The sequence below is a fragment of the Pseudomonas sp. WAC2 genome, assembly GCF_030403525.1.
Lineage (GTDB): Bacteria > Pseudomonadota > Gammaproteobacteria > Pseudomonadales > Pseudomonadaceae > Chryseomonas > Chryseomonas luteola.
Window position 1 is genome coordinate 37,045 of sequence record NZ_JAUEPD010000007.1, and the last position, 14,166, is coordinate 51,210.

Sequence of the window (14,166 nt, forward strand, 5' to 3'; positions counted from 1 at the left end):
CTGCCCGCCCGCGACAAGGGCGGGCAACGCAGGGAAGCAATCGGAGTAGGGGAGGGCGGTTCTTACACTGCAATACGGCGATAAGAACACGACCCTCTCAGGTCAGCAGCGTGGGGCCGGGTTACAGCTCAGCCAGCCGGATGAGATAGCCGTCGATTTCTTGCACAGGCATGCCAGTTTCGGTGCAAAGGTAGGTACTTTGCACCACCTTGTCGTCAAGAATCATCGGTGAGTTGGCAGCGTCTTTCCCTTTCAACTCCGTCAGTGCTTCTTTCAAATCAAATACAGCATCGCTATAGCTAACCAGCTTGTGACCATACTGGCCCTGCATGATGAGAAAATGCATGAGGTTTGTCCTGTAGGTTGCTGACCTGATTAGTTATAGGTGACTTTTAGGCATTTACAAAGCCCCGCTAATCGGTAAGCGGCTAACTTCTTATCACCGTTAGGATTAATTGTCTCCCCTGGGTGGAATGTGCTTATCTGATAGAGCATTTCTCATGGCCCCGTCGCTCCTGGCAGACAGGGCGACCGATAAGAACAAGACGAGAGCACCTACATGAGTGAGCGCTGCATCCAGGTAACGGAACTGCCACTGGCCTCCGGCAAGCGGCTCGGACGCGTCACGCTAGACGCACCAAGCAGCCTGAACGCCCTATCCTTCAACATGGCCGTCCAGCTGGAAGAACAGCTCAGGCACTGGGCTGAGCGGGACGATATTGACGCGGTCTGGCTGGAGGGAACTGGTGAAAAGGCCTTTTGCGCGGGAGGCGATATCGTCGCGCTCTACAAGGCCATGCGGGAAGGAGAAGCTGGGCCGGGCAAGGCCACCGGTGAGTACTTTACGCTGGAATACCGGCTCGATCACTTCATCCATCATTACCCTAAGCCGCTTATTGCCTGGGGGGCGGGTTACGTCATGGGAGGAGGTCTTGGGTTGCTCGCCGGCGCTTCTCATCGCGTGGTATGCGAGAGCACCCGCGTCGCCATGCCTGAGGTCAGCATCGGGTTATATCCCGATGTAGGGGCGAGCTGGTTTCTCAACCGCATGCCGGGCCGTTGCGGGCTGTTCCTGGGCGTTACCGGTGCGCAGCTTACTGCGCGCGATGCGGTTTTCGTCGGGCTGGCGGATCGCTGCATTGCAGCGGAGCGGCGTGAGCAGGTCATTGCTGATTTGCAGGCCATGCCCGACAGGATTCTCAGCCATACCTCGGTTGCACAGGTGCTACGCCAGCATGAGCAGGTGAGCCTGCCCCTGATGCCTGAGCCGAATGTACAACCCCTCTTCGATACCCTTCAGGCCCTGACGGATTACGATGATGACAAAACCGTACTTGCTGAAATCAAGGCCTACAGCGGCGATAATCCCTGGCTAACCAAGGCGGCCAAGACATTGGCCCAGGGCTCACCGACTTCGGCGGCCATCACGCTGCGTCAGCTCAGGCGCAGCAAGCGCTGGTCGCTGGCCGAGGCGCTGCGCAGTGAATTGGACCTGTCGGTGCGCTGCACTCAGCTCGGTGAGCTGCAAGAGGGGATACGCGCCCTGCTGATCGATAAGGACCGCCAGCCGAAATGGCATGCAGATCCACTCGCAACGGACGACCCGGCTTGGCTAGATGCCTTTTTCGAGCCTGCCTTTCCGGCCCACGAGCATCCGCTGCGCGCCCTGAAGGACTGATCAGTGGTCAGCCGTGCCGTTCCCAAGGGCACCATCTCGACCTATCTGGTAGAGGAGGCGCTACAGGCCTTTGCTGCGCGGGGAATGAGCCATGCGGAATTATTGTGCGACATCGGGCTGGCGCCAGACTGTCTGGCGGAGCCGGGCGGCCGGGTGCCCGTCCCCTTTTACGGGCGCATCTGGCGGCGTCTGGCCCGGCGCTTTGATGATGAGTTTTTTGGCATGGACCCGCGTGGCATGCGGTCCGGTAGTTTCGAGTTTCTCTGCCGGGCCTGCCTGTCCCAACCTACGGTAGGCGCAGCGTTGATCCATGGGCTGGCTTTTCTCGGGCTTACCTTCGAGCGCCTTCGTGGTGAGTTGGTCCGCAGCCAGAGCCTGGCGGAAATTATATTGCGTGAGCCCGCCGGGGCGCCCAATCGAGCCTTCGCGTATTTCACCTACTGGATGATCGTTCACGGCGTAGCCTGCTGGCTGGCTGGTCGCCGGATCCCGATCCTGGCAATCGAGCTGCGCTGCCCCGAGCCCGCCTTTACGGCCGATTACAAGGTCATGTTCTCGGACAACCTGCGTTTCAACCAGAGTCGGACGCGCATCATCTTTGCTGCTGAGGTGCTGGATGTGCCGGTAAGACGCAGCGAGGCGGACCTGCAGCGTTTTCTGGCTGAGGCACCCTGCAATATTCTGGAGAAATACCGCGATTCGGATAGTTTGGCGAGCCGGATCAAGCTGCAGCTGCGGCAACTGCCGGGCGAGCAGTGGCCTACCAGTGAAGCCCTGGCGCACACCCTGTGCATGTCGCCTGCAACCCTGCGGCGGCGTCTGGCAGAGCAGGCGCAGTCCTACCAGGCGATCAAGGACACCGTACGCAAGGAACAGGCGATCGACTGGCTGGCCGATCCCTCGATGACCTATTCGGACATTGCTACTCAGCTTGGCTTCGCTGATATCAGCGCCTTCTACAAGGCCTTTCGTAAATGGACCGGAACCAACCCTGGTCACTACCGCAACCTGATCCTCGCCCAGGCCGACTCTGCCTGATTGTCCAAACCGCTCAGCCAGATTGAAGGGTTTGACCATTGCAAGCCAGCGCTGGCGCGATACAGTCAAAAAAGACGCTCCTGACGTTCCAATAACAACAAGCCGAGGAACTGACCATGCAGGACTATCAGGCTGCCTATTCCAGCTTTGATTTCCCTTCTGTTGTTGCCAACCGACTGAGCGGGACGCTCGAGTCGCTCAACGCCTGTATCGAATGCTGCGACCGCCACGCCCTGCCGGGCCGTATCGCCCTGTTCTGGGAGGGCCGCGACGGCAGCAGCGAAACCTGGACGTTTATCGACCTCATGCAGCGCGCGGCCCAGTTCGCCCATTTTCTGGTGGCCCAGGGGATAGATCCGGGTGATCGTGTGGCGGGCCTGCTGCCGCGTACGCCAGAGCTTCTTGTGACGATCCTTGGCACGTGGCGGGCCGGTGCGGTCTACCAGCCCGTGTTCACAGCGTTTGGCCCCAAGGCCATCGAGCATCGACTTACGACATCAGAGGCGAAACTGGTCGTGACCGATGGGGCCAACCGAGGCAAGCTGAGCGACGTCGATCATTGCCCCACCATTGTTACGCTGGGTGGCCGACGCGGTCTGGGCATTGAGCGGGGCGACTTCAGTTTTTGGAGCGAACTGGAAAAGCATCCTACCCATTTCGAGCCGGTCATGCGTGCAGGGGATGATCCTTTCCTGCTCATGTTTACTTCGGGCACCACAGGCCCTGCCAAGCCACTGGCCGTTCCGCTCAAGGCCATCGCTGCGTTCATGGGTTACATGAGCGATGCCATCGATCTGCGTCCGGAAGATGCCTTCTGGAATGTGGCTGATCCCGGCTGGGCCTATGGACTGTACTACGCTGTGACAGGCCCTCTGGCGCTGGGACATCCCACTACGTTTTATGATGGTCCCTTCTCGGTGGAGAGCACCTGTCGCATCATCCGCAAATATGGCATTACCAACCTGGCTGGCTCGCCTACTGCTTACCGGATGCTGATTGCCGGTGGTGACAGCGTAATCGACTGCCTCAAAGGGCGGTTGCGAGCGGTCAGCAGTGCAGGAGAGCCGCTCAACCCGGAGGTAATCCGCTGGTTCGCGCAGAACCTGGGCGCAACCATCCATGACCATTACGGGCAGACCGAGCTGGGCATGGTGTTGTGTAATCACCACGCACTGGAGCATCCGGTGCGGCCCGGCTCGGCAGGCTTTGCCAGCCCTGGACACCGAGTCGTGGTAGTGGATGACCAGGCGCAGGAGTTGCCCGCAGGCCAGCCCGGTATTCTGGCGGTAGATCTCTCACAGTCGCCCATGTGCTGGTTTGGTGGTTATCTGGGGCTGCCTACCAAGTCCTTCGTCGGCCCTTACTACCTCAGCGGCGATACGGTCGAGCTGAACGATGACGGCAGTATCAGCTTTGTGGGGCGATCCGATGATGTGATCACAACGTCGGGCTATCGCGTAGGACCGTTCGACGTGGAAAGTGCTTTGATCGAGCATCCGGCCGTGATCGAGGCGGCCGTAGTGGGCAAGCCTGATCCAGAGCGTACCGAAATCATCAAGGCATTCGTCGTCATTCATAGCCGGTACTGCGATACCCCAGAGCTTGCCGAAGAGCTGCGTCAGTACGTACGCAAACGCCTGGCCGCCCATGCCTATCCGCGGGAAATCGAATTTGTGGCGGAGCTTCCCAAAACCCCCAGTGGCAAGGTCCAGCGATTCATCTTGCGTAACCAGGAGATTGCGAAGGCCCAGGCTACCCCGGCATCTGCCGCCTAAGGAGTGCTGTATGCAGATTGAAAACAAAACGTTCCTTGTGACCGGTGCGGGCTCGGGCCTGGGGGCTGCTACCGCGACCATGCTGGTGGAGGCTGGAGCCAACGTTATGCTGGTGGATATGCATGCGCCCAGTGTCGAGGCGAAGGTCGAGGTACTTGGCCCACGGGCACGCTGCGCCGTGACCAATGTCACCGACGAAGCTCAGGCGCGTTCAGCCGTAGCCGCCACGATGGAGGCTTTTGGCGCCGTTCATGGGCTGGTCAATTGCGCAGGTGTAGTAGGGGGTGAAAAGGTACTGGGAAAAAGCGGTGTTCATGGTTTGGACAGCTTCAGCCGAATCGTCGGCATCAATCTCATTGGCAGTTTCAACATGCTGCGTCTGGCCGCCGAAGCTATGACGCAGGGCGAGGCTGAGGCCAGTGGCGAACGTGGCGTCATCATCAACACCGCTTCCATTGCAGCCTTTGACGGGCAAATCGGGCAAGTAGCCTATGCAGCCTCGAAAGGCGGCGTCGCCAGCATGACGCTACCGGCTGCCCGGGAGTTGGCACGTTACGGGATACGCGTCATGACCATCGCCCCAGGTATCTTCGAGACGCCCATGATGGCAGGCATGACAGAGGCCGTGCGCGAATCCCTTGCTGCAGGCGTGCCGTTCCCGCCGCGTCTTGGTAGGCCCGAGGAATATGCAGCCCTGGTCAGGCACATCATTGAAAACAGCATGCTCAACGGCGAGGTGATTCGTCTCGACGGCGCCTTGCGCATGGCAGCCAAATAAGAGAGATCATCATGAATCAGGATCCCATCGTTATCGTCAGTCTTGCCCGCACCCCCATGGGCGGTTTCCAGGGCGATCTGCAAGGGCTGAGCGCAACGGAGCTGGGCGCCCAGGCTATCGGTGCGGTTATCGAGCGTAGCGGCATCAGCGTTGAGGCAGTAGATGAGGTGCTCATGGGCTGCGTGCTTCCCGCCGGCCTGGGGCAGGCACCGGCACGGCAGGCTGCCCTGGGTGCAGGTCTTACCCAACACACACCCTGCACTACGCTCAACAAGATGTGTGGCTCCGGCATGCAGGCTGCCATTCTCGGCCATGACCTGCTGCGGGCTGGCAGTGCCAACGTTGTCATTGCCGGGGGCATGGAAAGCATGTCCAACGCACCGTATCTGTTGGATCGTGCCCGCGCCGGCTATCGCATGGGGCATGGGCGCGTACTGGATCATATGTTCTTGGATGGGCTGGAGGATGCCTATGACAAGGGACGCCTCATGGGGACTTTTGCCGAAGACTGTGCCCAGCAGCATGATGTCAGCCGTGCTGCCCAGGATGAGTATGCGATGGCCTCTCTGACCCGGGCGCGCAAGGCCATCGAGGAGGGCGCCTTTGCGGCCGAGATCGTGCCGGTTAGTGTCAAGACCCGTAAGGAAGAACGCCTTATCCGCGATGATGAGCAGCCGCCCAAGGCCCGGCTCGACAAGATTCCCGAATTAAAGCCCGCGTTCCGTCAGGACGGTACGGTGACGGCTGCCAACGCCAGTTCGATTTCCGATGGTGCAGCGGCAATGGTACTGATGCGCCGCTCCGAGGCCGAGCGGCAGGGGCTGACGCCATTGGCCGCTATCCACGGACATGCAGCCTTCGCCGATGCACCACATCTGTTTCCCACGGCGCCCATTGGCGCCATCCAGAAGCTCATGAAGCGGACAGGCTGGTCGCTGAACGACGTGGATCTGTTCGAAATCAACGAAGCATTTGCTGTAGTTGCCATGGTCACCATGCGCGAGCTTGGACTGCCCCATGAAAAGGTCAACATTCATGGCGGTGCGTGTGCACTGGGCCATCCTATTGGCGCTTCAGGTGCACGGATTCTGGTGACCCTGATTTCGGCCTTGCGCCGTCACGGGCTGCGCCGAGGCGTAGCGGCCATTTGCATTGGCGGCGGCGAGGCAACCGCGATGGCCGTGGAATGCCTGTATTGATGTGAGGACAAGATCATGCTGATTACCGAAGAACAACAAAGCATTGCCGACATGGCCCGTCAGTTTGCTCAGGAGCGGCTGCGTCCGTTCTCGGCAGAATGGGACCGCGAGCATACCTTTCCTCGAGAAGCGTTACGGGAGATGGCTGAGCTGGGTTTCATGGGCATGCTGGTGCCTGATACCTGGGGCGGCTGCGAGACCGGTTACGTCGCCTATGCACTGGCTCTTGAAGAAATTGCCGCCGGTGACGGAGCCTGTTCCACCATCATGAGCGTGCATAACTCGGTGGGCTGCGTCCCGATTCATCACTTCGGCACCGATGAGCAGAAAACCCAGTTTCTGATACCGCTGGCTACGGGTGAAATGATCGGTGCCTTTGCACTCACCGAACCTCAGGCTGGCTCGGACGCCAGTGATCTACGGACCAAGGCACGGCGGGAAGGTGATGAGTACGTAATCAACGGGGCCAAGCAGTTCATTACCTCCGGCAGTAATGCAGGCGTTGTGATTGTCTTTGCCGTGACGGATCCATCCGCTGGTAAACGAGGCATCACCGCCTTTCTGGTGCCAACCTCAACACCCGGCTATTCGGTCGTTCGTGTAGAGCACAAATTGGGCATTCATGCCTCCGACACCTGTCAAATCCAACTGGACAACGTGCGTATCCCGGCGGCTTATCGGCTGGGCGAGGAAGGGCAAGGCTACAAGATCGCCCTGGCCAACCTTGAGGGCGGACGCATCGGTATTGCAGCGCAAGCAGTGGGCATGGCTCGCGCGGCATTCGAATATGCACGCGATTACGCCCGTGACCGACAGACCTTTGGCAAGCCTATCGTCGAGCATCAGGCTGTGTCTTTCCGTCTGGCGGACATGGCAACCGAAATCGCCGTGGCTCGGCAGATGGTGCTGCATGCCGCCGCGCTCAGGGATGCCGGCAGGCCTGCATTGGTCGAGGCCTCCATGGCCAAGCTGTTTGCCTCCGAGATGACGGAGCGCGTCTGCTCCGCTGCCTTGCAAACCCTGGGTGGCTATGGCTACCTCAACGACTATCCGCTGGAGCGCATCTATCGCGACGCCCGGATCTGCCAGATTTACGAGGGCACCAGTGATATTCAGCGGCTTGTCATTGCCCGCCATCTAGGAGAGTAACTTCATGTCCTATGAAACCCTGGTGATCGAAATACAGGAGCGTGTCGCGCTGATCACGCTCAACCGTCCTCAGGCCCTGAACGCCCTGAACACGCAACTGATTGATGAGCTCAATCAGGCATTGGACGTGCTGGAGCGGGACAGCACCATTGGCTGCATCGTGCTGACCGGATCGTCCAAGGCCTTTGCGGCAGGTGCGGATATCAAGGAAATGGCCGACCTGACCTTTCCTGACATTTATCTGGATGATTTTTTCTCTGCTGTGGATCGTGTCGCCAGCCGACGCAAGCCGATGATTGCAGCCGTAGCCGGATATGCCCTGGGAGGTGGGTGTGAACTGGCGTTGCTATGCGACTTCATCTACGCTGCGGACAATGCCAAGTTTGGCCTGCCGGAAATCAAGCTTGGCGTCTTGCCGGGCATGGGAGGTACTCAGCGGCTGACGCGGGCGCTGGGCAAGGCCAAGGCCATGGAAATGTGCCTGACCGGCCGCATGATGGAGGCGCCAGAAGCTGAACGGGCAGGGTTGGTAGCCCGTATTTTTCCTGTGGACAGCCTTGTGAGCGAAACCCTGAAGGTTGCTCATGAGATCGCCAATAAGTCACTAACGGCAACATTGATGGCCAAGGAAAGTATCAACCGGGTCTTTGAAACGAGCCTGAGTGAAGGTGTGCGGTTCGAACGACGTATTTTCCATGCCGTCTTCGCCACGGCGGATCAGAAAGAGGGCATGAAGGCCTTTGTTGAAAAGCGGGACGCAGATTTTAAGCACCGGTAATGTCGAGGCTGGGTCTGATGGCGGACCCAGCCCTTGTTTCAGGGAAGCGTAGACAGCCGCTGGCAGCTGCTCTCGAACTTCTTGTCGCAGGCGCTCTTGTAGAGCTGCTTGGCCTGAAAGGTATCCTTGGGCAGGCCATGCATGCCTTCCATATAAAAGTTACCCAGCATGTGCTGAGCCATGGGATTGCCACCGGCTGCTGACTGATTAAGGTATTTGATCATATCGGCCTCGTTGGCCAGGGCCGGATCAGCTTGTCCTGAATACAGAAATGCCAGGTTCACGGCTGCCTCAGGATGACCGCGGTCAGCGGCCAGCTTCCACCAGCGCTCGGCCTGTCTTAAGTCCTTGGTTGGCTTGCCCATGAAATAGAAGCTGCCCAGTTGGATCTGCGCGTCGATATCGCCACGCTCAGCCATCGCTTTGGCGGTATTGAAATCCATGGGCGCTTGAGTGGTCGGACTGGCCGCAGTGCCTTGGGTGGGTTGGTCGGTTGTTTCTGGCGTATCCGCTTCTTGATGGGCGCAGCCACTCAACAGCATAAGGCCAAGCAGTGGACCTGCCAGTTTTCTAATGAGCATTCGTTCTCCTTGATATAACGTCCGGGTCTGGCCCTTAGGCTTGTACATAAACGAAAGATTCAACACGCCGCAACGCATCGCTTCAAGAACATTGTCTTGGCGCACATGACCACTATCCGAGAGATATCAAAGGTGATCACAGGATAGAGCAGGCATTCTCAAAAGCTGTTGTATGTTATGTTATAACTTAATCGAGTATTTTGTGTTTGAGTCTATATCCGACAGGTCCTGCCTGTGCTGCGTCAATACGCATTTACACCCAACATACTGACCTCTTGTTTGTTAGGTGGGGAAGCAAGCCTGTGCCTGACGCTTTAAAAAGTGAGTCTGATGAACATGGCAGAACCTAGCGTTATACCCCGGCAAATAGCAGGCGATACCCCTGCCGTTTTGGCTGATGTGCTCCATGAGGGTGTCAATCTCGCCATCTGGAACCGCTGTCTTCCTTTGCACATTGAACAGTTCGCCCGGATGTTGACCGGCGTGGCCGGGCCATTTGCCCAGTCTCTGGTAGTGCAACTGGAGGACCCAGAGGCCGAGCCCAATCTAAGTCAGCTGGCCAGCATCCATAAGGATCTGGAGGGCCACGAAGGGTTTGTTGCAGACGTCGCCTGGCTGGTCAAAGCCTTCGCCTATTTGCTCAATGCCCGCCTCGGGGTGCGTTTGCGCTTGCTGGACAAGGCAATGTGCCCACGCTTTCACGTTGACCACGTCCCGCTTCGGCTAGTGACGACCTATTCCGGGCCGGGCAGTCTCTGGTCAGGCAAAAGCCAGCTGACCACTATCTCTCTGGACGAAGCCCATCAACTCGCGCCAGGTGCAGTGGCGCTGCTCAAGGGTGAGAAGTGGGAGGGCAACGAAGGGGCAGGCATCGTGCATTGTTCGCCTGCCTTGGCGGCGGGCGAGAAGCGCCTGTTTCTGTCACTGGACTGGCTGGCTTAGGGACGTCTACATAAACCAAAAGCCTATCACTCATTAAAACCTGCGTTGTATTGATTAGATATGGAAGAAAGAGCCGGCGTCTAGCTGGAACGGTTGACTTCGAGGAAGGCCTGAGGGACGAAACCCTCAGGCCATGTGGATCAGCTGAACAGATTGATACCCAGTTGGAAAGCAATCCATACGGCCAAAGCCGTCGCGAACCCCAGCGCGATATTCTCGAACCAGTTGTTCCGGTATTTACCCAACAGTGATTTCTGGTTGGACATGATCAGCAGCCCAAGGGAGATCACCGGCAGACCAATGATGTTCAAGGCATTGACTGCGATCGTCAGGGTAACGAAGTTAGGCATTCCCGGAAGCGACCACACCAATGGCGTAACCAGGATGAACAGCATGAACCACTTATGCATCGGATCATGGTGCAGGACCTTGCCGTAACGCTCACGGCGACCGGGGCGGATGTACTGGAAAGCATCGGTAATCAACATGGGCAGGGCGGTTGTCTTGCCTGAAATGCTGGCAAACAGCGTTGCGAACACGCCCACAAAGAAGATCAGCCATCCCCCTTGGCCAAAATACAGCTCCAGCGCAGCGCCCAGATCATCCAGCGTATTGACCTGAATACCGTTGGGTCGCAGGATCTCTGCGCCTACGACCCAGATGGCCAGGTTGATGATAATGCCGACAATCACCGCAAACAGAAGGTCGTTACGCTGGATGCGTTTGTGCTCAGGCCCTGTCCAGCCTTTTTCCTTCATCACATAGGGGTGAACGAAATTGGAAAACGAACCCGCCACGGCACCGATGACAGATACCGCCACCAGCAGCGCACCGTGAACGCCTTCATCGGCTGGTATGCTGAAACCGATGGTTCCACGCAAGATGCCGCCCATATCCGGCGTAGCCATGATCGCCAGGGTCAGGAAGGCCAGTGTCATGATAGCCAGCAGCAACTTCATGACGCCTTCGATCATCGCATAGAAGTTCCGGCCCACCAGCATCCAAACGGCCAGCACGACCGCCACCGAGCACAACAAGGGCTGGTTAATATGCAGCAATGTCGAAAGCGCCTCGCCGGCCCCCTTGATCATGTAGGCATTGGTCAGGTGCGCCATGATCAGCGCATAGCCAAACATGAAGTAGGCGAAGAGCGGGTGAAGTTGGGCATAGCCTTGCAGGATGCTCATGCCCTGGTTGTTGCACAGCTGGAAGCGGGCAATGATGTTAACGATCAAGAAGCGGAGCAAAAGGGATACGGCCAATACCCACATCATGGCATAGCCATAATTCGAGCCGGCGACCGATGAGGTGATCAGGTCGCCCGCGCCTAGCCAGGAGAGCACTGCGATAATGCCAGGGCCGAGCACCTTGGCGAGGTTGGAAAGGGAATAACGGGAAGTACTGACTGCCTTTTTGGAAACCGATTCGGTATGTGCCATGACGTAACTCTCTGAATAGGTTGATTGTTCTTGTCACTATCTAGAGCGTTTTGCAGTCCAATGTCGGCAGACCTACTGCAGGCCATGGAACGGGGTTCGGACAAGCCCGCCTCGTTGGTATGTAAGCGATCTGAAGGTGGTCGTGTCTCCTGTTGAGAAGGGAACGTTAAGCCTCCGGTGAAACCGCTGGAGGCTCGGTGGATTACACGGGGGTCTTGAGTTTTCCGCTCGTGAAATACAGGTTGAGATTTTCAAGCACAAGATCGGCCATGGCCTGACGTGTCTCATGTGTCCCGCTGCCCAGATGGGGTGTCAGGACAACGTTATCCATTTCCAGCAATGGCTGAGGCACTTCGGGTTCATGGGCGAATACATCGAGCCCGGCGCCCGCGATAACGCCTTGTTGCAATGCGCTCACTAGCGCGGCCTCATCCACCACCGAACCACGGGCAATGTTGATCAGGAAGCCATCCTTGCCTAATGCCTGTAGTACGTCTGTACCGATGAGGTGATGGGTCGCGTTACCGCCGGGGACCGCCAGCACCAGAAAGTCGGACTGGCTGGCCAGCGCCTTCAGGTCCGGCTCGTAGCGGTAGGGCACATCTGCTTGTTGATGGCGACCATAATAAGCAACATTCATGTCAAAGGCGGAAACCCGCTTGGCTATGGCTTTGCCAATGTTGCCCAACCCTACAATACCGCAGGTCTTGCCGCCGAGCTTGCGTCCCAGGGGAAACTTTTCCTTGAGCCAGCGGCCATTGCGAACGAAGCGGTCTGCCGCGCTGATGCCGCGAGCTACGTCGATCAGCAGGGCAAATGCAGTGTCGGCCACGCAGTCGTCCAGTACGCCTGGTGTATTGCTGACCGCTACCCCTCGGTCTCGTGCAGTGGCGATGTCGATTGCGTCATAACCCACGCCGAAACTAACGATAACTTTCAGGTTGGGAAGCGCCCGCATTACCTCGCCTTTGCAGCCATGAATTCCGCTAGTAACGATACCGTCAATGGCGTTGCTATGGGTATTCAAGAAGGCTTGCGGGTCCTCTGCCTCCCAAAGCTTATGGGTGGTGTAGCTGGATTCGATTTCTTGTTGCAAGGCCGGCAACAGAGGGCCGATCAATAACAGGTTAGGTGCTTGAGTCGTGGTCTCGCTCATGATGTTCTCCAGGAAGAAGCCAGTGCGATACGCTGCGTTCGCTCGCAGCGGGTACGGCCTTATCGTGTTAGCAGAGATAAGAACCGCTTAAGCAATTGTGAAGGCAATGCACTGCATTGCATGCTGGTCCGGCAAATGAAACGGAGCCACTGGAGTAGAAGTTCGGATTCACGAATGCGCCCCGAAAGTTGTTGTTATAACGGGCCTGGACGTGACTTCTCACGCCCAGGTATAGCGTAGCGTATTTAATTAACGCACCATGCAGGGACGTTTGTTATTGAATGTCCAGTTCGGCACGAGGAACTGCATGGCGACAGCATCATCCCGCGCACCCAGTCCCATGCCTTTGTACAGCTCGTGGGCCTTGGCAACCTGATCCATGTCGATCTCGACGCCCAGTCCTGGCTTTTGCGGAACAGCGACCAGACCGCCCTTGATCTGGAAGGGCTCCTTGGTCAGGCGCTGACCGTCCTGCCAGATCCAGTGTGTATCGATAGCTGTGATTTTTCCTGGCGCGGCCGCAGCGACGTGGGTGAACATAGCCAGGGAAATATCAAAGTGATTGTTGGAGTGCGAACCCCAGGTCAGGCCCCAGTCATTGCACATTTGCGCAACACGAACTGAACCCTGCATCGTCCAGAAATGCGGGTCGGCCAACGGGATATCCACGGACTGCAGCTGGATAGCATGACCCATCTGGCGCCAGTCGGTTGCAATCATGTTGGTGGCAGTCGGAAGGCCTGTGGCGCGGCGGAACTCAGCCATCACCTCACGACCGGAGTAGCCATCCTCGGCTCCACAGGGATCTTCGGCATAGGCCAGTACGTCATGCTTGTCACGGCAAAGGGCGATCGCCTCCTTGAGTGACCAGGCACCGTTCGGGTCCAGCGTGATCCGCGCTTCGGGGAAACGTTCAGCCAGAGCCGTCACCGCTTCCATTTCTTCTTCGCCGCGCAGCACGCCGCCCTTGAGTTTGAAGTCGTTGAAGCCGTAGCGGGCATGGGCTGCTTCGGCCAGGCGCACCACAGCTTCCGGGGTCAGGGCTTCCTCATGGCGCACACGGAACCAGTCATTGTCGGCCTCTGGCTCGCTGCGGTAGGGGAGATTAGTCTTGTTGCGGTCGCCTACGTAGAACAAATAACCCAGCATTTCTACAGCGTCGCGCTGCTGACCTTCACCCAGCAGGGCGGCAACCGGAACGCCCAGGTGCTGACCGAGCAGGTCCAATAGGGCGGCTTCTACAGCTGTTACGGCATGAATGGTGATGCGCAGGTCAAATGTCTGGAGGCCTCGACCGGCAGCATCACGATCCGCGAACGTACGGCGCATCTGATTAAGGATGTTGTTGTAGGTACCAATGGTCTGTCCAACGATGAGTGCACGAGCATCTTCAAGGGTCTGCCGGATCTTTTCGCCGCCGGGTACCTCACCTACGCCAACATGACCTGCATTGTCTTTCAGGATAACGATATTGCGAGTAAAGAATGGACCGTGTGCGCCGCTGAGGTTGAGCAGCATGCCATCGTGTCCTGCAACCGGAACGACCTGCATGTCGGTGATGACGGGCGCTTGTGTGAGAGCCTCATGAGTGACCTGTACATTCATACCTATTCCTCTTCACGCTTTATTCTTGTAGCAGGCAGTGGAGTACTG

At 57.9% G+C, this 14,166-nt stretch carries 13 protein-coding genes; 8 read left to right on the forward strand and 5 right to left on the reverse strand.

Going from position 1 to position 14,166, the window contains the following annotated elements:
• Window positions 1-121: 121 nt before the first annotated feature.
• Window positions 122-346 (reverse strand): hypothetical protein, encoded by a 225-nt coding sequence (locus QWJ10_RS15665; RefSeq protein WP_010798231.1) that lies wholly within the window; start codon window positions 344-346, stop codon window positions 122-124.
• A 213-nt stretch (window positions 347-559) separates the two neighbouring features.
• Here QWJ10_RS15665 and QWJ10_RS15670 point away from each other — a divergent pair, with 213 nt between their 5' ends.
• The 7 genes from QWJ10_RS15670 to QWJ10_RS15700 all read left to right on the forward strand — a co-directional run bounded on the left by QWJ10_RS15670 (window position 560) and on the right by QWJ10_RS15700 (window position 8,395).
• The gene (locus QWJ10_RS15670; protein ID WP_289927858.1) at window positions 560-1,678 is read left to right on the forward strand and encodes an enoyl-CoA hydratase/isomerase family protein; all 1,119 of its coding nucleotides are present in this window, start codon (window positions 560-562) and stop codon (window positions 1,676-1,678) included.
• Window positions 1,679-1,762: 84 nt separating this feature from the next.
• Window positions 1,763-2,716: an AraC family transcriptional regulator gene (locus QWJ10_RS15675; RefSeq protein WP_289928189.1), complete on the forward strand. Its 954-nt coding sequence runs from the start codon at window positions 1,763-1,765 to the stop codon at window positions 2,714-2,716.
• Window positions 2,717-2,832: 116 nt separating this feature from the next.
• Entirely contained in the window at window positions 2,833-4,491 is a 1,659-nt protein-coding gene (locus QWJ10_RS15680) for an AMP-binding protein (protein ID WP_289927859.1), read from the forward strand.
• Window positions 4,492-4,501: 10 nt separating this feature from the next.
• The gene (locus tag QWJ10_RS15685) at window positions 4,502-5,269 is read left to right on the forward strand and encodes an SDR family NAD(P)-dependent oxidoreductase (RefSeq protein WP_150347448.1); all 768 of its coding nucleotides are present in this window, start codon (window positions 4,502-4,504) and stop codon (window positions 5,267-5,269) included.
• A 5-nt stretch (window positions 5,270-5,274) separates the two neighbouring features.
• Complete coding sequence (locus tag QWJ10_RS15690) at window positions 5,275-6,468, forward strand: acetyl-CoA C-acyltransferase (protein ID WP_125889850.1); 1,194 nt, start codon at window positions 5,275-5,277, stop codon at window positions 6,466-6,468.
• Window positions 6,469-6,483: 15 nt separating this feature from the next.
• A complete protein-coding gene (locus tag QWJ10_RS15695; protein ID WP_010798237.1) occupies window positions 6,484-7,617 on the forward strand; it encodes an acyl-CoA dehydrogenase family protein in 1,134 nt (377 codons plus the stop codon).
• Between the two features lie 4 nt (window positions 7,618-7,621).
• Complete coding sequence (locus QWJ10_RS15700; RefSeq protein ID WP_289927865.1) at window positions 7,622-8,395, forward strand: enoyl-CoA hydratase; 774 nt, start codon at window positions 7,622-7,624, stop codon at window positions 8,393-8,395.
• Window positions 8,396-8,433: 38 nt separating this feature from the next.
• Here the strand turns inward: QWJ10_RS15700 and QWJ10_RS15705 are convergent, their stop codons facing one another.
• Window positions 8,434-8,976 (reverse strand): tetratricopeptide repeat protein, encoded by a 543-nt coding sequence (locus QWJ10_RS15705; RefSeq protein WP_289927867.1) that lies wholly within the window; start codon window positions 8,974-8,976, stop codon window positions 8,434-8,436.
• Window positions 8,977-9,312: 336 nt separating this feature from the next.
• Between QWJ10_RS15705 and QWJ10_RS15710 the strand changes: the two genes are divergently transcribed.
• A complete protein-coding gene (locus QWJ10_RS15710) occupies window positions 9,313-9,918 on the forward strand; it encodes a DUF1826 domain-containing protein (protein WP_289928191.1) in 606 nt (201 codons plus the stop codon).
• Between the two features lie 140 nt (window positions 9,919-10,058).
• Here the strand turns inward: QWJ10_RS15710 and QWJ10_RS15715 are convergent, their stop codons facing one another.
• The 3 genes from QWJ10_RS15715 to gudD form a co-directional block, all read right to left on the reverse strand.
• Complete coding sequence (locus tag QWJ10_RS15715) at window positions 10,059-11,357, reverse strand: Nramp family divalent metal transporter (RefSeq protein WP_122042600.1); 1,299 nt, start codon at window positions 11,355-11,357, stop codon at window positions 10,059-10,061.
• 202 nt (window positions 11,358-11,559) lie between these two features.
• Entirely contained in the window at window positions 11,560-12,513 is a 954-nt protein-coding gene (locus tag QWJ10_RS15720) for a 2-hydroxyacid dehydrogenase (protein WP_289927873.1), read from the reverse strand.
• Window positions 12,514-12,762: 249 nt separating this feature from the next.
• A complete protein-coding gene (gene gudD / locus QWJ10_RS15725) occupies window positions 12,763-14,118 on the reverse strand; it encodes a glucarate dehydratase (protein WP_197870505.1) in 1,356 nt (451 codons plus the stop codon).
• Window positions 14,119-14,166: the final 48 nt, after the last annotated feature.